The sequence below is a fragment of the Microbacterium sp. UBA3486 genome, from assembly GCF_002377845.1.
GTDB lineage: Bacteria > Actinomycetota > Actinomycetes > Actinomycetales > Microbacteriaceae > Microbacterium > Microbacterium maritypicum_A.
Map to the genome: position 1 here is coordinate 21938 of NZ_DFQP01000016.1, position 16858 is coordinate 38795.

A 16858-nucleotide genomic window follows, 5' to 3' on the forward strand; every position below is an offset into this window, starting at 1 on the left:
CGAGGAACCTCAGCTCTGCAGCGTCACCTCTCGGCGCTCGGGGAGCACGATCGGGTGCGAGCCCGCCATGACCTCGAGCACGCGGATCACCTGGCACGAGTAGCCGAACTCGTTGTCGTACCAGACGTACAGGATGAGGGTGTCCTCATCGGCGATCGTGGCGAGACCGTCGACGATGCCGGCACGGTGCGACCCGACGAAGTCGGTGGAGACGACGTCCGGGCTCTCCACGTAGTCGATCTGCTGGCGCAGCTTCGAGTGCAGCGAGACCCGGCGCAGGTAGTCGTTGACCTGATCCTTCGTCGCGGGCCGCTCGATCGTCAGGTGCAGCACCGCGAGCGAGACGTCGGGGGTGGGCACGCGGATCGAGCTGCCCGTGAGCTTGCCCTCCAACTGCGGCAGCGCCTTGGCGACGGCCTTGGCGGCACCGGTCTCGGTGATGACCATGTTGAGTACCGCCGAGCGTCCGCGCCGATCGCCCTTGTGGAAGTTGTCGATCAGGTTCTGGTCGTTCGTGAACGAGTGCACGGTCTCGACGTGTCCCTTGACGACGCCGTAGGCCTCGTCGATCGCCGCGAGCACGGGCGTGATGGCATTGGTCGTGCAGGAGGCGGCCGAGAGGATGCGGTCGGTCTCGACGATCGTGTCGTCGTTGATGCCGTGGACGATGTTCTTGAGCGGACTCTTCCCCGGCGCGGTCAGCAGCACCCGGGCGACGCCGGTCGAGCGCAGGTGCTGCGACAGACCGGCCTCGTCGCGCCAGCGCCCGGTGTTGTCGACGACGATCGCGTCGTGGATGCCGTAGGCGGTGTAGTCGATGGTCGCCGGGTCGTCCGAGTAGATCACCTGGATGCGGGTGCCGTTGGCGATGATCTGCTCGGCGTCTTCGTCGACGGTGACCGAGCCGGCGAAGCGGCCGTGCACGGAGTCGCGCAGGAGCAGGGATGCGCGCTTGACGAGGTCGTTCTCGGCGCCGCGGCGGACGACGATGGCGCGCAGGCGCAGTCCGCTTCCTCCCCCGGTGTGGGCGATGAGGATGCGGGCGAGCAGGCGGCCGATGCGCCCGAAGCCGTAGAGCACGACGTCGGTGGGTTCGGCGGCGACGGCTCCCATCGCAGGGGCCAGCACGTCTGCGAGGTAGGTCTCCAGCGGCTGACCGCTCTCGGCATGGCCGGCGACGAGGCGGGCGACATCGAGGGAGGATGCACCGGGGGCGAGCGCATGGATCGCCTCCAGCACGGCCAGGCTGTCCTCGATGGGGAGCCTCTCGTGCCCGAGCTGCGCGACGCGCTCGTGCACCTCGACGAGGCCGGTCGCCGACAGACCGAGCAGGCGGTGCCCATGGAGCGAGGTGACGACGTCGTGTTCGCGTCGGAGCGCCCCGATGAGCGGGATCATCCGCTCCGCCAGCTCTTCGCTCTCAGTCCAGTCGTCGCGGTGTGCCGCGGAATCGTTCATCTGCGTCCTTGCATGTGTGAGCGCGCGCCGAGATCGCCGGCGCGCGAGTTGCCGGGTGAATCGGGGGATGTCTCCAGCGTACAAGCCGCAGAACCGCGCGCCGAATCGGTACGTCGCCGCCCCGCATTCGGCCGGATTTTACGTCTACACTGGTGGAATAATGAGCCAGACATCTCCCGGCGACGACGCCGACCTGATCATCCGCGGCGGCCGCATCCACACCTTCGACGGGACGGGCGATATCGCTCACGCCCTCGCCGTTCGCGACGGCGTGATCGTCGCCACCGATGCCGCCGCCACCCGACTCCACGCACGGAACGTCCTCGAACTCGACGGACGCACCGCGGTCCCCGGCATCAACGATGCACACCTGCATGCCGCATGGCTCGGTGCGCGCTGGCCGCACCTGTTCTTCTCGGACACTCCCCCGGAGGAGCAGCCGCCCGGAAGACTCGTGTCGACCGCGAGCGAGCGGCGATCCGCCCTGCGCCGCGCGTGGCGCCTCCTCGCCGAACACGGCATCACGAGCTACACCGAACCGGGCATCGGTCCGGGAGAGGACGCCGGGGAGACCGGATGCTTCGGCGCCGACATGCTCGACACCTACGGCGAACTGCACCGCGAAGGCGCCCAGACATCGCGGGTGACCCTGCTGCGGCTCTTCGGCACGATCGACGGCGAGAGCACGCTCGAGGACTTCGCGCACGGCATCCGCACCCCGCCACCCACCCATGACCCGCGATGGCTTGCGATCCCCGGAGTGAAGATCTTCGCCGACGGCATCCCCCCGATGGCGACCGCCTGGGTCGAGGAGCCGTATGCGGACGGCACCACCGGAGCACTGCTCACCCGAGGAGGGAGCGACCCGCTCTCCGCATTCCAGCAGATGGTCGAACTGGCCGCATCCCGCGGGATGCAGATCGCCGTGCATGCGACCGGCGACCGGTCGATCGCCGAGTTCCTCGCGGTCCTGGAGCGCCTCTCCGATGCGCCCGCACCGGCCGCTCCGCACTACGTCGTCCACGGAGACCTGGCCACGCCCGAGCAGATCGCGCGCATGCGACGGGTCGATGCCGGATTCGCCGTGCAGCCCCTGATCGCTGCGCACACCCATTCCTGGGCGGCGGCGCAGCTCGGCGAGGCGCGCATCGCCACGGCCTGGCCGCTGGCCGCGATGCTCGCCTCCGGCGCCCTCACGACCGTGACCAGCGACGCGCCGATCGCGAGTCCGGATTGGCGGCTCGGGCTCGACGCCGCGCTCGCCCTGCTCACCGACGCGGGCTTCATCGACGACGCAGCGACCCGCCACCTGCTCCTGCGATCGATGACCGTGGATGCCGCGCGACAGGACGGCGCATCGGACTGGAAGGGGTCGCTCGAGGTCGGGCGCGTCGCCGACCTGACGATCCTCGACGAGGACCCGCTGACACCCGTCCGCCCGTTCTCCTCGCTCGAGGTGGTGCGCACGATCGTCGACGGCCGTACGGTCTTCGCCCGGGGCTGAGCCCGCCCGCGCACGAAAACGGCGGGGCGNNCCCGCGCACGAAACCGGCGGGCGGCATGTTCCCGCATGCCGCCCGCCTCTGATCCCCCTCGGACCAGTCCGCGCCCCCGGCGTCGGGCACCCGACGCCGGGGAAGTCTCACACCGCCGTCGCGACCAGCACCCGCGGGCTTCCGGGCAGGGCGACCTTATCCCGCACCTCCCAGCCCGCATCGTTCAGCCAGCCGCGCACCTGAGATTCCGGATACACGACGGTCCCGTCGATGACGAGGTACTCCCCGGCGTGCCGGGCGTCGATCCCGCGCTGCTCCGCGTCGTCGTCGAGGAAGAAGTCGAGCACGGTCAGGGTCGCTCCCGGAGTCGCTGCCGCCCGCAGGTTTCGGAAGATCCGGGCGTTCTCCTCGGCGGTGAAGCGATGGATGACGTGATTGGCGAAGACGGCGTCGTATGCCCCCTCGGGTGCGGCAGTCGCGGTGTCGGCGATCTCGACGACGACACGGTCGGCGACGCCAGCCGCCGCCACGGCTTCGGCGATGCCGTCCTCGAAGCCGGGAGCGTATACGAACGTGGTGTGCAACGCCGGGTTCTTCGCCATGACCGACAGCGCGAAGTCCGCCGAGAGCCCGCCGAAATCGAGGGCTTTCGTGGCACCGGCGAGGTCGATGTGTCGGCCGAACTCCTGGGCGTGCAGGCGGTTGTACGTCATGACGCCGGCCATGAAGGTCGCCCAGCGGGCGTCGTCCATCTGCAGGTCACCCGGTTCGGTGGTGTCGACCGTATGGGCGAACTGCAGCCAGTGCGGGTAGCTGATCTCGTCGAGGAACGTGAGGAACGGGCCGAGGTCGATCGCCGCATCGGCACCGGTGAGGTAGGCGGCCGCATCCGGGGCCACGACGTAGTGGCCGTCCGTGCGGACCAGCAGCCCCTGGGCCGCCATCGCGTCGGCGAGCAGGTGCGCGATGCGCTCGCTCACCCCGCATCTCTCGGCGATCGCCGGCACCGTGTCGGCTCCGCCGTCGACGGCAGCGAAGAGGCCGATGCGACGGGCGTGGAAGAGCTGCTTCGATGCCATGTATCCGGTGGCGATGTCGAGGATCCGGGCCGCGTCCGCGGTGGGAGTGTCGGTCATGAGTGGCCTTTCGATGTTTATCTACGAATGTTGGAATTAAAGGGCATGAGGAGACCGATGGACGGCCAACCGGGTCAGTCCGCCAGGAAGTCCTGCACAGCGGTGCGGAACTCCGCCGTGTGCAGCGCGGAGAGGTGATCACCGGGGACGCGGTGGGCGCGCGCCGCCGGGAGCAGCTGTGCGAGCTCGTCGATCCCGGCAGCCATCGCATCGTCCGTGCCGCCGATCAGCAGTACGGGCAGCGTGAGCCCATCGGGCCGCGGGGCGAACGGCTCCGCGGCCAGGCCCTCGATGAGGTCGATCACGTCGCCCGGTCTGTTGCCGGGCAGTGAGGCCATGTGCACGATCATTCCCGTGAGTGGATCCGCCGGGGCGGCGCCGCCGGAGACGGCCGCGCGCGCGGCCGGGAGGTCGACCAGGGTGAAGGGCTCCCCCGCGCTGAGTCCGCCGAGCACTGCCCGGCGCACCGCGACCGCGGGATGCCGCACCAGGTCCCAGGCGAGCCGGGCCCCCAGCGAGTACCCCACCAGGTCGATCTCATCCGCACCGACGGCGTCCGCGAGCGCGTCGAGCACCGCCGAGGTCGGGGCCGTGCCGAGCGTCGGACTCGCTCCGTGTGCCGGGAGATCGACCACGACGCGGGGACGGTCGCCGAAGGATCCGCCCCACTCGGCTTCCGGCCAGTCCTGCGCGCCCTGCGAGGCGAGGCCGTGCAGGAACACCACCGGACGCCCGGTACCCGGGTGCCGCTCGACGAAAAGGGGTGAGGTCATGACGCGCCGTCCTCTCGGATCAGGCGCGTCGCGGTCAGCGGAGCCGCGCCAGGAACTGGTCGATATAGGTCTCGTAGTCGGCGATCCGCTCGCCATCGGGATACATGAGGTTGATCACCGTCGCGCCGACCGCCGCCGAGATGTACTCGTTCGCGAGGGGCCCGTAGTCCTGGTCGCGGATCGACCCCTCGTCGCGCGCCGCCTCCATCCGCTCGATGAGCGAGGTGCGCCAGGACGCCAGGTGCCCGCGATACAGCTCGGCGAGGGCCTCGTTGGCCATCGCGTACTCCCACAGCGCGAGCAGCACCCGCCCCGCCGCGATCTGCTCCTGGTCGCGAGGAATCGTCGCCCGCAGGAACCCCCGCAACGCGGCGTCCGCCGACGCCGGCTCCTCGCCCGCGGCCTGCACCCCTTCGGACATCTGCTGCAGGATCGTCTCGAACGTCGCCGCGACGATGCTCTCCTTGCCGGGGAAGTAGTGCTTCAGTGCGCCGTTCGCGAAGCCGGCCTCCGCCGCGATGCTGCGCATCGTCGCCGCCTCGAAGCCCCCCTTCAGGATGATGCTCTTGGCCACCTCGACGATGTCCCGTCGACGCTGGTCGTGATCGATGATCTTCGGCATGAGGTCCTTCCGGCCGATTCCGGTGCGTGGAGTGATCGGGCCTGGAGCTACCGTACCGCCGCATCGCGCACCTCCCGCAGAGCGAGCCACTGTGCACGCCGCTCCCGCTGCGCGACGGGGTCGGCGACGGGCGAGGCCAGGCGCAGCCGCTCGGAGTACGGATGCTCCGGGGCTCGGGTGACCTGCTCACCCTCGCCGACCTCGACGAGTTCGCCGCGGTACATGACGGCGACGCGGTGGCAGACGCGGCGGACGACGCCCAGGTCGTGCGAGACGAAGAGGTACGCCACCCCGGTGTCTCGCTGCAGCTCGATGAACAGATCGAGGATCGTCGCCTGCGTGGTCAGGTCGAGGGCGCTGACGGGCTCGTCGCACACGATGAGCCGCGGTCCGCGCACGAGGGCACGGGCGATCGCGATGCGCTGACGCTGCCCTCCGGAGAACTCGCTCGGGTAGCGGTCCATGGCCGATTCGGGCAGACGGACGCGGTCGAGCATCTCGCGCACCTTCGTCTCGGCAGACCTCGTCCCGATGCCGCTGGTGAGCAGCGGTTCGGCGAGGATGTCGCCGATCGTCATGGCCGGGTTCAGCGAGCCGTACGGGTCCTGGAAGACGACCTGGACGTCATCCGCGAGAGCGCGTCGGGCACGGCCGCCGAGTCTGCTGATCTCCTTCCCGTCGAAGCGGATGCTCCCGTCGGTCACGGGCGCGAGGCCGAGGATCGCCTTGCCGAGCGTCGACTTGCCCGAGCCGGATTCGCCGACCAGGCCGAGACATTCGCCCGGCGCGATGTCGAGGGAGACACCGTGCAGGGCGCGGAAGGAGGTCCGCCCTCGGCCGTATTCCACGACCAGATCGCTCACTTCGAGCAACGCACTCATGCGTTCGCCTCGATCCTGGTGCGGTCGAGCGCGGCGCGACCTTCGGCGTCGTCGAGCGAGGCGGCGATCAGTTGGCGCGTGTACTCCTCGGTCGGCGCGGCGAACAGCGAATCGACCGGTCCCGATTCCACGATGTCGCCGCCGCGCATCACTATCACGCGGTCGCAGATGTCGGCGACGACGCCGAAGTTGTGGGTGACGATGAGCAGCGCCATGCCGTACTCGGCCTGGAGTTCGCGCAGGAGCTCGAGCACCTCGGCCTGCACGGTCACGTCGAGCGCCGTGGTGGGCTCGTCGGCCACGAGCAGCGACGGCTTGCCCGCGATCGCGCCGGCGATGAGCACCCGCTGCGCCATGCCGCCCGACACCTGGTGCGGGTAGCTGCGCATCACCCGATCGGGGTCGGCGAGGCCGACACGCACGAGCATCGCCCGTGCCTGCGCCTCGGCCTCCGACCTGCGGAGACCGTGGGTGCGCCGCAGCGGCTCGACGAGCTGGCTGCCGATCGTGTACGAGGGGTCGAGATTGCTCATCGGCTCCTGCGGCACGTAGCCGATCTCGCGGCCGAGCAGCGCCTGTCGCTGCTTCGGCGTCGCCTTCGTCACGTCGGTTCCGCGCACCCAGATGGCATCGGCGACCGCCCGCCCGGTGGCGGGCAGCAGGTCGAGCACCGAGAACACGGTCTGCGATTTGCCGGAGCCCGACTCTCCCACGATGCCGACGACCTCGCCGGGGGCCACGTCGAGGGTGACGCCGTGCACGACCTCGGTCTCACCGGTCGGCGTGGCGTGCACGACCCTGAGGTTCTCGACCCGCAGCGCCGAATCCTCTGGCGCGTGCTGTGCGTGACCGGTGGCGGCGTGCCGCGGGGTGGCCTCGGCGTCGGCACGCCGTCGGGAGACCCGCGGCGTGCGCACCTGCACGAGTTCGGCGAGCGTGGATCCCATGATCGCGAGCACCGCGATCGTGAGCCCGAGGGCCGCCGAAGGCCACAGCAGCATGAGCGGATAGGTGAGCATGAGACGGAAGCCCTCGAGCATCATCGCCCCCCAGCTGGGAACGTTGGAGTCGCCGATGCCGAGGAACTGGAGTCCGGCCTGCATGCCCATCGCGATGCCCGCAGTGAGCGCCGTCTGGATGATGACCGGCGGGGAGACGGCCCTGATGACGTGCCGGAAGATGATGCGCCCGTCCGACAGCCCGGAGACACGGGCCGCGTCGATGTAGGGCTCGTTGCGGACGGCGAGCGTCTGCGACCGCGCGATGCGGAAGTAGCCGGGCACCATGAACACGCCGACCGTCGCCATCAGCAGCTCGAAGTTGTTGCGGCTGCCCGCGGCCACCACGAGCAGGATGATCATGCCGGGGATCGACTGGAGTGCGTCGCTGATCCAGGTGGCGACCCGGTCGAACGTGCCCCCGAAGTAGCCGGCCGCGACGCCGGACGGCACGCCGATCACGAGCGCGGTGACGATCGTGATGAGCGCGCCCCACAGGGTCGTGCGGGTGCCGTAGATGAGACGACTCAGGATGTCACGGCCGGTCGAGTCGCCGCCGAGAAGGTGTTCGGGCCCCGGAGGCGCCTTGGCTGCGGCGAGGTCGACGAAGTTGGGGTCCATCGGCGCGAGCAGCGGCGCGAAAACCCCCACGAGCACGATGAGGACGAAGATCGCCAGCGGGATGTACCCGCCGGGGTGCCGGAGGAAGCGACGGAACAGGCTGGAACGTCGCTTCTGCGCCGCCCGGTCGAAGGCGACCCGGATGTCTGTGGTGGTCATGCGACGCGCACCTTCGGGTTGATCCAGCCGAGCACGAGATCGAGCAGGAGGTTGATGAGGACGACGAAGACGATGGAGACGACCGTGATGCCGAGGAGCATCGGGATGTCGCCGTTCTGCGAGGACTGGTTGGTGAGCTGTCCGAGGCCGGGGAGGCTGAAGATCTGCTCGACCACGATGGCTCCGGAGAGCAACCCCACGAACATCAGGGCGATGACGGTGAGGGCGGCCGGTGAGGCGTTGCGGAGGATGTGCAGGTTGACCCTGGTCGCCGAGAGACCGCGGCTGCGGAGAGTGCGCACCCAGTCCTGGCGGCTCTGGGTGATCACGGCATTGCGCAACTGCTCGGAGACGGCGACGATGCCGCCGAGGGCGAGCGAGATCGCCGGGAGGGTGATGGAACGCAGCCATCCGTCCACCGACTGCGTGGGCGGCACGTAGCCGACGGCGGGGAACCACTTCAGCTGCACCGCGAGCCACATGACGAGCACGAGGCTCACCCAGAAGCCGGGGAGCGCGAACAGGACGACGGAGATGCCCTTGATGATCCGGTCGAACCAGGTTCCCGGCCGCAACCCCGTGATCATCCCGAAGGCGATGCCGATGACAGCGGTGATCAGCGTCGCGAACGTCACGACCGACAGCGTCACGGGCACCTTGATCGCGAGCTGTGCGCTGACAGGCTGGAAGTTGCGCCAGGAGACGCCGAAGTCGAGCAGCGCGGCATGCGAGAGCCAGTCCCAGAACTGCACCAGGAGCGGACGGTCCAGACCGATCTTCTCGGCGAGGGCCGCTTGCTGGGCGGGGCTCGCCGTGGTCCCCAGGAGCGAAGCGGTCGGGTCGCTGATGGCGAGGTGCGCCAGGAAGAAGGTGCCGATCGAGACCGCGACGAGCAGAAGGATGCCGGACAGCAACCGCTTCGCCGTGAACAGGAGCATGGGGACCTCTCGGAAGGTGGGGGTCGGAGGGGGAAGGGTGTCGGGGCGGCCGGCGTCGCGGCCGCCCCGACGGGCGTCAGCCCTGAGTGATGTAGCGCAGCGTCGGGAACATCATCCCCACCACCGGCTGCAGCTGGATGCCGGGCGCCGTGTAGTAGATGTTGTTCGCCTGGTACCAGACCGACCACCACGCCTGGTCGACGAGGGCCTTGTTGAGCTCCTTGACGGCGTCGGTCTGCGCGTCGCCGCGCTCCGTCTGCACCTTCTCGACGAGCGGAGCGATGACCTCGTTCTGCGCGTAGTCGGGCTCGGGGTTGAACCACTGCACGCTGGTCACCTGACGGGAGACGGTGGCCACGTCGTTGCCGTCCATCGCGAGGAACGAGATGAACATCGGGTAGTTCGGCGCGTTCAACTGGTAGTCCGGCATCTGCATGTTGTCCCACGTGACCTTCACGCCGAGCTCGTTGAGCGCCTGCTCGGCCGACGGCTTCCACATCTCGAAGATGGGCGACATCGGCATCGAGATCGCGAACCCGTCCGGGTAGCCGGCGTCGGCCAGCAGCTCCTTGGCCTTGGTCATGTCGTAGGCGTACGTCTCGTTCAGCGACGGGTCGTTGATCGGCCCGCCGTCGGGGAACACCTGGTTCGTGGCGACCCCGGCTCCGCTGCCGACGGCAGCGAGGACGGCGGCTCCGTCGAAGGCGTAGTTGAGCGCCTGCCGCACCTCGAGCTTGCCGAGAGGCTCGCTCTTGGCGCCGGTGTGGTCGGTGATCACGAGCCCCGCCCAGCCGGAGACGCGCTCGGCAGTGTTCCAGCCCTGCTGCTTCGCCTGCTCGAGGTTGGCGACGTCGCCGTACTGCACGTTGATCTGACCGCTGAGCATGGCGTTGTGGCGTGCGGTGGCGTCGGTGATCGGGAAGATCGCCAGCTCGGAGAACGGATAGGTCTCGGCATCCCAGTGATCGGCGGTCTTGGTGAAGTGATATTCGGCGCCGGCCACGCTCGTCGCGCTGTCGAGGACGTAGGGCCCGGAGCCGATCGGCTCACCGCCGAGGGTGCCCGCTTCGATCGACGCCGGGGAGGCGATGTAGCTGCGGCCGAGTCCCATGAGGTACAGGATCGTGTCGTCGCGCTGGGTGAGGGCGATACGGACGGTGTCGTCGTCGACCTTCTCGAAGGAGGCGGCATTGACGTAGGCCTCCCCCGAACGAGCACCGGCCTTGAGGTATTCGAGGCTCGTGATCACGGCGTCGGCATCGACCGGGGTGCCGTCGCTGAACACGGCGTCGGTGCGGATGTCGAGGTCGATGCTGAGGTCGTCGTCGGCGACCTTCCACTCGGTGGCGAGCGACGGGATCGGGTTGCCGTCGGCGTCGAGGGCGATCAGGGCGTCGTAGACCGCGGAGAGGTACGGGCCGTCGAAGCCGATGTCGGCGAGCGAGGGATCCCAGGACGTGATGTCGAGGAAGTTCCCGATGTTGAGAGCATCGGGACTATCGACATCGCTGCCGCCGGACGGCGAGGGTGTCGAGCCGCTGCAGCTGGTGAGCGCGAGAGCCGCGGCGACGGCCGCGACGAGCGCGAGGGGCATTCGTTTCATGGTTCCTTCTCTCGGGTGCAGGGGTGGTGAAGAAGGGGTGAGGTGCCGCTGACCGGAGGCCGGATCCGACGTCACTTCGATGTGTCGTGCTGGTTAGTCTACATGCGTGGAAAAAGAGCGCAAGAGCGTTTCCTCCGCGGAGAGCGCCGACTCATGCCTCGGGGCGCACCGGCCTTGTCCGTGCGCGCAGGCATGGCCGGGCGTGGCGCATCCTGCCCTCGGATCGCAGCGCTCAGGCGGCGATGTCGAAGCGCGCTCTGCCACCCGGACGAGGTGTGCGGGCGGGGTCGACCGAGGCCGGCGGGAGGAACCACACCCTCGCGCACCCGCCGCCACCATCGATGCGGACATCCCATCCGTTGTCATGGATGCGGTGGTGGCAGGTCTCGCACAGCAGCACACCGTTCGAGAGATCCGTCGGTCCGTGGTCGCGTCTCCACCAACGGATGTGATGCGCCTTCGTCATCTCGGGCGGCAGCCCGCACATGGCGCAGCCGCCATCCCGTTCCGCCAACGCCAACCGCTGCGCCCGTGTGAACAGGCGCTTCTCGCGCCCCCAGTCGAGCACTTCACTCGCGGCTCCGAGCACGCACGGGATCACTCCCCCGCCGGCGGCCATGCGCCTCGCAGCTCCGATGCTCACCGGCTGCTCGATCCCGTCGATCTCGGCGGAGCCGGTGCCGGCCTCGAGGTCGTCGAGGCCCACCCTCACGACGATCGTGGCACCCGCCAGCGTCACCCTGGTCGCACATCCGAGCACGTGCGCGGCGAACACGGCGAGCGCATCAGCCTGAATCATCGGCACCGTGCGGCGGTCGGCGTCCGGCGCATCGGCGTCCGTCGCATCCTTCCGAGCGGCGAATGCGGCGGTCACGTACCCGCGGATCGCCGTGACGACGGGGGCTGCGGTCTCGGCGTCGAGGATCGCGTTCAGATGCAGCATCCCGTCGCGCTCATGAATGGTGAGCGATCGGCGGGAACGCTGCTCCTCGAGCCGCGGCTCCACGCCATCCGGATCGAGCCACGCTTCTGCGCGAACCACCAGCTTGCGCACGTCGTCGAGAGCGAGCCCCGCCGCCTTCTCCACGAGCACCCGCTCCGCCTCGGCGACACGCACCGCTCCCGCCGGCAGTCGGCACCGATCCAACAGCGCGATGATCACCGCCGCCGCCTGGGCACTCAACACCCCCGCACCGAGCGCCTCGCGAACCACCGGATACTTCGCAGGCAGGGGCGCACCCAAGAGGTCTGCGCGGGGCGCCACGGCTTCCCCGACCTTCACGAGCCGCGTCGCGTTACCCCGCGACACACCCACGGTCGCCGCGATCAACGCGGCCGGGTTCCGGAAGCCCTGCTGCTTCGCGAGGCTCTCCGCGCCCAACTCCGGACGGGACTCGCGGGAGATGCACGCGGCCACCTCGACGTGCACCGCATCCAACCGTCTCTGCAGCTCCCCGAGGGATGCACTCACCGCGATCAGCTGCTCGCGCGACAACTCGCCCGACTCGTCGGCGCCAGCCCACGCCGCGTCGAGGCGGGACATCGCCTCGTGCAGTACGGCCAACTTCGACATGACTCGATTCTACCGAAGCAGGTCGCGAGTTTCGAACAGATCTTCGAATGAATGCCGGTATTCTGACGGTCGTTCCCGGTCGAGCGCTGCGCGCGAAAACCCCTTCCCTCCCTCGTGCGGTCCACGAAAGGCACTCGACGACAGACCGCCCGCGGCCGTCGGCCTGGCCACCTCTTCTGATCGCGATCGCCCTGGAGGTCAGCGCGACCCTCTCGCTGCGTGCGGCCGAGGGCTTCACGCATCCACTCTGGCTCATCGTCGTCGTGATCGGCTACACCGGCTCACTGGGGCTGCTGTCGGTCGCGCTCGATCGCGGGATGGCGATCGGCGTCGTGCTCATCGCGGCCGGCGTGGCGATGATCGAGTTCGGCGGCGCGCACTGACGCGAGCACGCAGACCGCAGCCACTCCGTGGTTCACTGGATCCGATCGCAACGGCCGAGAGGAAGAGGGTGCCGTGGCCGCGTGGGGGCGACGTTCCCGCCGAGCAGCACGCTCGAAGCCTGGCGGGATCGCTACGTCCGCGTGTGGGACGAGTACATCGATGAGCTCGAACCCGATGAGGACGACCGCGTCGACCGGCGGCAGGTCATCGTCTCGACGTTCGAGCGCGCTCTGACCGTCGCCCGCGAGCGCGAGGCGTAGGCCCCCCTTCACCACGCGCCGTCGGCCCGCACCTCGCGGTCGACCCGGCATCCGGCGAGCGCGGCACGCACCTCGGCTCCGTGATCCCGGGCGAGCGCGAGCGCCGCGTGGTTCTCCTCCAGCTGCGCGAGACGAGAGGCGCCGAACAGCACATTCGCGGTGGCGGGGTTCGACAGGCAGAAGGCGATGCCGAGTGCGGCCGGTGTGACCCCGAACCCGGCGGCGACGCGCGCGACCTCGGGATACACGGCGACGATCTGCTCACGGACGCCTCCGACGTCGGCGCCGATCTTCCGCTCGGGCACACGCCCCGTGGCCAGGATGCCGCCCTCGAACACATCGGACGCCTGCAGGGCGAGCGTGCCGTCGGCGAACAGCGGGCCGTAGGCATCGCCCTCCGCCATCGCCCTCCGAGCGATGCCGTACTTCAACTGCGCGAACACCGGACCTGCCACGCTCTGCTCCGCGGCCTCGGCGAGCGCCTCCCGCGTGTGCTCGATCCGCCAGTTGTTGATGCCCCAGGAGTCGACGAGCCCTTCGGCGATGAGCTCGTTCACGTCGGCGACGAGGCGCGGCATATCGGGGGCGTCGAGGTAGTCGCCCACCACGAGGGTGTCGAAGCGGTCGAGTCCCGCTCGCTCCAGCGACTCCTCGAGCTGCGCGCGGAATCCCTGGTTCGGCCAGTCCCACAGCCAGAGCTTGCCGCACAGCACGATCTCGGCACGATCGACGCCACTGGCTCGCAGCGCCTGCCCGAACAGGACGTCGGTCTTCGAGTTCTCGGCGTGCGGGCCCATGTTGTAGTACGCGACGTCGAAGAACCCGGCGTCCAGCTCCACCGCCCGGCGGATCATGGCGACCGCCTCGTCGGGTGCCATCCGATCCCAGGTGTTCCAGGATCCGAGCGCCAGCGGGGACACGACCGCTCCGGTGGAGTCCAAACGTCTTCGGGGATATGTCGTTTCGGGCATGGAGGCTCCTTCGCCTTCTCGAGACACGGGGTTGTGTTTTTCTATGTTTGTAGAATATAACGGAGACATCCCGTCAGAACAGCCGTCAGTGAGGACGAACATGACCGCATCTCCCCGCCGGATCCTGGTCACCGGAGGCGCATCCGGGCTCGGCCGCGGCATCGCCGCCGCCTTCCGCGACGCCGGAGACGAGGTCTTCATCGGCGATGTGAACGCGGATGCCGCGGCCGCCGTCGCTGCTGAGATCGGCGCGACGGCCCTCACGCTCGATATCAGCGACGAGACCTCCGTGCGCGCCGCGGCCGAGCGGGTCGTCGCCGACGGCGGACTCGACGTCCTGGTCAACAACGCGGGCATCGTCGCCGGCGGCGGCACCCTCCAGGAGGTGCCGGTCGACGTCGTCGATGCGGCCCTGCGGGTCAACGTGCGCGGCACCTTCCTCATGCTCCGCGTCTTCGGCGGTCTGCTCGCCGAGGCGGGACGCGGGTCGATCGTCAACATCTCGTCGATCGGCGCCCGACAGCCCACCCCCGGCCTCGGCCACTACGAGGCGACCAAGGCCGCGGTCGACGCCCTCACCCGCACGGCCGCGATCGAGCTCGCCGCGGCGGGCGTGCGTGTGAACGCGGTCTCCCCCGGGCCTGTGCTCACGCCCCTGACCGCCGACTTCGCGTCGAACCCGCAGGCGCGCGCGGCCTGGGAGTCGCGCATCCCCCTCGGCTCCATCGCCGAGGTCTCCCAGATCACGCCGCTCGTGCTGTTCCTCGCGAGCGACGCCGCCAGCCACATCACCGGAGTCTCCGTCGCCGTCGACGGCGGACAGCTCCTGGTCTGACCGACACCGCCGTCTGGAGAACCATGTCCCTCCCCACGCTCGACCTGCCGCCCGCCCCCGGGCTTCCGACTTCGACCCGCGCCGCCGTGCTCACCGCGCACGGCGAACCGCTCACCCTGCAGAACCTTCCCCTCCCCGCCGAGATCGAGCCCGGCGGGGCCCTCGTGCGCATCTCGTGCACCACGCTGTGCGGCACCGACATCGAGATCTGGGAGGGCCGGATGAGCTTCCCCGGCATGCTCCCGATGGTGCTCGGACACGAGATGGTCGGCGAGATCGTCGCTACGGGGCCCGACACGAAGGACGCCCTGGGACGCCCGCTCTCCCCCGGCGACCGCATCGGCTGGTCCGAGTCGACCTGCGGCGAGTGCCACGGATGCGTGGTGCTGCGCGAACCCGTCGCGTGCTCCCGCCGCGGCTACGGGTTCCTGCAGCGGGCCGACGTGCATCCCTTCGCCACCGCTGGACTCTCGGAGTATGCCTACGTGACCCCGGGAGCGGCGAAACTGCTGCTCCCGGCGTCGGTGAAGGACACCTGGGCATCGATGGCCGGGTGCGCGGCCAAGACCGTGCTGCGGGCCTTCGAACGGGCCGGGCGCATCCGGCCCGGCTCACGCGTGGTCGTGCAGGGCGCCGGCGCGCTCGGCATCTTCGCCACGGCCGTCGCGAAGATCTCGGGAGCCGGCCAGGTCATCACGATCGGCGCCCCCGCGTCGCGCCTGGAACTCGCCGGACGCTTCGGCGCCGACGCGGTCGTCGACTTCCGCGACGGCCCGGTCGTCGAACAGGTCATGGCGCTCACCGGAGGGCGCGGAGCCGATCACGTGTTCGATTTCGCCGGCGCGCCGAGCGTCGGACCCGACGCGATCGCGATGGCGGCACAGCGCGGCACGGTCGCCATCGTCGGGTCCACCGGTCCCGCAGGCGACGGCTTCCCGCTCAGCACGATCATGGGCAAGGAGCTCACGGTGGTCGGCTCGCTCAACGGCGACATCTCGGACTACTCCCGCGCGATCGACTTCTTCACCGCGTTCGCCGACCGCTTCCCCTGGGACGACCTGTTCAGCGCCCCGGTCGGCCTGGCCGACGCCTCCGCGAAGATCGCCCACATGCACCAGCTCGATGAGGTCAAGGCCGTCATCGACCCGAGACGGTGAGGACCCCGTGACCACTCCCCTCCTGCCCCGCCGCGAGATCGGCCGCAGCGGCATCGACGCCTCGCTGTTCTCCCTCGGCTCCTGGCACACCTACGACCGGATGGACTTCGGCGACGCGGTCACGATGCTCCGGGAGGCCGTCGACCGCGGCGTGAACCTGTTCGACGTCGGCGTGTACTCCGCACCGGGAGCGCCGCCCGTCTTCACCGACGTGATCTTCTCGGCGATGGTGCGCGCCGCAGGGCTCCGGCGCGACGAGTGGCTGCTCTCGTCGAAGCTGTGGCTCGAGGCGTTCAGCGATGACGGGTTCCGCCCGCAGCTCGAGAACGCGCTGATGCGGGTCGGCGTCGAGCACGCCGACCTGGTGATCCTCGGCGACCTGCGCCGCGACGACCTCGCCCTGCGCGACCTCGTCCTCGACCTCGCCCGTCTCGAGGGGGCCGGACTCATCCGCGCCTGGGGTGTGAACAACTGGTCGGCGTCGAGCATCCAGACCCTGATCGACATCGCCGCCGCGGAGGGCGTCTCCGGGCCGCAGATCGCGCAGCTCAAATACAGCGTCTCCCGGCGCTCGATCCCCGACGGCGCGCCCTTCGCACGCCTGTGGGAGCAGGGGCTGACGCTCCAGGCCTCCGACTGCCTGGAGGGCGGTGTGCTCGCAGGCAAGATCAACGGGAACAGGCAGATCGGCCGCGACCCCGGCGATATCCGGGAGCGGATCATCGCGGATGTACCCGCCTTCTCCGACCTGGCCTCGTCGCTCGACGTCTCACCCGCGCAGCTCGGGATCGCGTTCACGCTCACCCATCCGGCACTCACGACCACGTTGTTCGGCGCATCGAGCATCGACCAGCTGCGCGCGAATCTCGACGCCGCAGCCTTGGTCGACCGCATCGGCATCGAGGAGTTGCGCCGCCTCGTCGAGCCGTTCTGGGCCGACCGCGGGGTCGTCGACCCCGAAGGCCCCTGACCCGCCTCCCCCATCGCTTCCAG

Annotated in this window: 16 protein-coding genes; 6 read left to right on the forward strand and 10 right to left on the reverse strand. The window is 69.6% G+C overall.

Translation table 11 applies throughout. From position 1 onward, the window contains the following. Positions 1–9 precede the first annotated feature (9 nt). Positions 10–1458, reverse strand: a complete 1449-nt coding sequence (locus tag B2869_RS02225; protein ID WP_021201029.1) for a glyceraldehyde-3-phosphate dehydrogenase — start codon at positions 1456–1458, stop codon at positions 10–12. 160 nt (positions 1459–1618) lie between these two features. Between B2869_RS02225 and B2869_RS02230 the strand changes: the two genes are divergently transcribed. Beyond that, entirely contained in the window at positions 1619–2962 is a 1344-nt protein-coding gene (locus tag B2869_RS02230) for an amidohydrolase (RefSeq protein ID WP_292762190.1), read from the forward strand. A 138-nt stretch (positions 2963–3100) separates the two neighbouring features. Here the strand turns inward: B2869_RS02230 and B2869_RS02235 are convergent, their stop codons facing one another. The 8 genes from B2869_RS02235 to B2869_RS02270 all read right to left on the reverse strand — a co-directional run bounded on the left by B2869_RS02235 (position 3101) and on the right by B2869_RS02270 (position 12258). Next, the gene (locus tag B2869_RS02235; RefSeq protein WP_292762192.1) at positions 3101–4090 is read right to left on the reverse strand and encodes a methyltransferase family protein; all 990 of its coding nucleotides are present in this window, start codon (positions 4088–4090) and stop codon (positions 3101–3103) included. Positions 4091–4164: 74 nt separating this feature from the next. Further along, complete coding sequence (locus B2869_RS02240; RefSeq protein WP_292762195.1) at positions 4165–4863, reverse strand: alpha/beta fold hydrolase; 699 nt, start codon at positions 4861–4863, stop codon at positions 4165–4167. Positions 4864–4897: 34 nt separating this feature from the next. Beyond that, positions 4898–5485 (reverse strand): TetR/AcrR family transcriptional regulator, encoded by a 588-nt coding sequence (locus tag B2869_RS02245; RefSeq protein ID WP_021201017.1) that lies wholly within the window; start codon positions 5483–5485, stop codon positions 4898–4900. Positions 5486–5532: 47 nt separating this feature from the next. After that, positions 5533–6366 carry an ATP-binding cassette domain-containing protein gene (locus B2869_RS02250; protein ID WP_029260438.1) on the reverse strand — a complete coding sequence of 278 codons (834 nt, stop codon included), beginning with the start codon at positions 6364–6366 and terminating at the stop codon, positions 5533–5535. After that, entirely contained in the window at positions 6363–8144 is a 1782-nt protein-coding gene (locus B2869_RS02255; RefSeq protein ID WP_292762200.1) for a dipeptide/oligopeptide/nickel ABC transporter permease/ATP-binding protein, read from the reverse strand. Before B2869_RS02255 ends, B2869_RS02250 begins: the two co-directional genes overlap by 4 nt. Next, positions 8141–9082, reverse strand: coding sequence for an ABC transporter permease (locus B2869_RS02260; protein ID WP_021201014.1), 942 nt, complete (start codon positions 9080–9082; stop codon positions 8141–8143). The genes B2869_RS02255 and B2869_RS02260 overlap by 4 nt, the downstream gene beginning before the upstream one ends. Positions 9083–9158: 76 nt before the next feature. After that, complete coding sequence (locus tag B2869_RS02265) at positions 9159–10685, reverse strand: ABC transporter substrate-binding protein (protein ID WP_292762205.1); 1527 nt, start codon at positions 10683–10685, stop codon at positions 9159–9161. A gap of 232 nt (positions 10686–10917) precedes the next feature. After that, positions 10918–12258 (reverse strand): HNH endonuclease signature motif containing protein, encoded by a 1341-nt coding sequence (locus B2869_RS02270; protein ID WP_292762208.1) that lies wholly within the window; start codon positions 12256–12258, stop codon positions 10918–10920. A gap of 47 nt (positions 12259–12305) precedes the next feature. Here B2869_RS02270 and B2869_RS02275 point away from each other — a divergent pair, with 47 nt between their 5' ends. Both B2869_RS02275 and B2869_RS02280 read left to right on the forward strand, forming a co-directional pair. Then, entirely contained in the window at positions 12306–12641 is a 336-nt protein-coding gene (locus B2869_RS02275; RefSeq protein WP_292762211.1) for a DMT family transporter, read from the forward strand. Between the two features lie 81 nt (positions 12642–12722). Next, entirely contained in the window at positions 12723–12902 is a 180-nt protein-coding gene (locus B2869_RS02280; RefSeq protein ID WP_292762214.1) for a hypothetical protein, read from the forward strand. A gap of 8 nt (positions 12903–12910) precedes the next feature. Here the strand turns inward: B2869_RS02280 and B2869_RS02285 are convergent, their stop codons facing one another. After that, positions 12911–13873 (reverse strand): aldo/keto reductase, encoded by a 963-nt coding sequence (locus B2869_RS02285; RefSeq protein ID WP_292762217.1) that lies wholly within the window; start codon positions 13871–13873, stop codon positions 12911–12913. A 100-nt stretch (positions 13874–13973) separates the two neighbouring features. Here B2869_RS02285 and B2869_RS02290 point away from each other — a divergent pair, with 100 nt between their 5' ends. From B2869_RS02290 to B2869_RS02300, 3 genes are read left to right on the forward strand one after another with little or no spacing between them, the layout of a single operon-like run. Beyond that, positions 13974–14708, forward strand: coding sequence for an SDR family NAD(P)-dependent oxidoreductase (locus B2869_RS02290; protein WP_292762220.1), 735 nt, complete (start codon positions 13974–13976; stop codon positions 14706–14708). 23 nt (positions 14709–14731) lie between these two features. Beyond that, on the forward strand, positions 14732–15865 hold the full coding sequence (locus B2869_RS02295; RefSeq protein ID WP_292762223.1) for a zinc-binding dehydrogenase: 1134 nt from the start codon (positions 14732–14734) through the stop codon (positions 15863–15865). Between the two features lie 7 nt (positions 15866–15872). Continuing rightward, complete coding sequence (locus B2869_RS02300; RefSeq protein WP_292762226.1) at positions 15873–16835, forward strand: aldo/keto reductase; 963 nt, start codon at positions 15873–15875, stop codon at positions 16833–16835. Positions 16836–16858 lie beyond the last annotated feature (23 nt).

Coding starts and splice junctions, on each gene's coding strand:
- B2869_RS02225 (WP_021201029.1), bottom strand. CDS start 1,458: ATGAACGATTCCGCGGCACACCGCGACGACTGGACTGAGAGCGAAGAG.
- B2869_RS02230 (WP_292762190.1), top strand. CDS start 1,619: ATGAGCCAGACATCTCCCGGCGACGACGCCGACCTGATCATCCGCGGC.
- B2869_RS02235 (WP_292762192.1), bottom strand. CDS start 4,090: ATGACCGACACTCCCACCGCGGACGCGGCCCGGATCCTCGACATCGCC.
- B2869_RS02240 (WP_292762195.1), bottom strand. CDS start 4,863: ATGACCTCACCCCTTTTCGTCGAGCGGCACCCGGGTACCGGGCGTCCG.
- B2869_RS02245 (WP_021201017.1), bottom strand. CDS start 5,485: ATGCCGAAGATCATCGATCACGACCAGCGTCGACGGGACATCGTCGAG.
- B2869_RS02250 (WP_029260438.1), bottom strand. CDS start 6,366: ATGAGTGCGTTGCTCGAAGTGAGCGATCTGGTCGTGGAATACGGCCGA.
- B2869_RS02255 (WP_292762200.1), bottom strand. CDS start 8,144: ATGACCACCACAGACATCCGGGTCGCCTTCGACCGGGCGGCGCAGAAG.
- B2869_RS02260 (WP_021201014.1), bottom strand. CDS start 9,082: ATGCTCCTGTTCACGGCGAAGCGGTTGCTGTCCGGCATCCTTCTGCTC.
- B2869_RS02265 (WP_292762205.1), bottom strand. CDS start 10,685: ATGAAACGAATGCCCCTCGCGCTCGTCGCGGCCGTCGCCGCGGCTCTC.
- B2869_RS02270 (WP_292762208.1), bottom strand. CDS start 12,258: ATGTCGAAGTTGGCCGTACTGCACGAGGCGATGTCCCGCCTCGACGCG.
- B2869_RS02275 (WP_292762211.1), top strand. CDS start 12,306: ATGAATGCCGGTATTCTGACGGTCGTTCCCGGTCGAGCGCTGCGCGCG.
- B2869_RS02285 (WP_292762217.1), bottom strand. CDS start 13,873: ATGCCCGAAACGACATATCCCCGAAGACGTTTGGACTCCACCGGAGCG.
- B2869_RS02290 (WP_292762220.1), top strand. CDS start 13,974: ATGACCGCATCTCCCCGCCGGATCCTGGTCACCGGAGGCGCATCCGGG.
- B2869_RS02295 (WP_292762223.1), top strand. CDS start 14,732: ATGTCCCTCCCCACGCTCGACCTGCCGCCCGCCCCCGGGCTTCCGACT.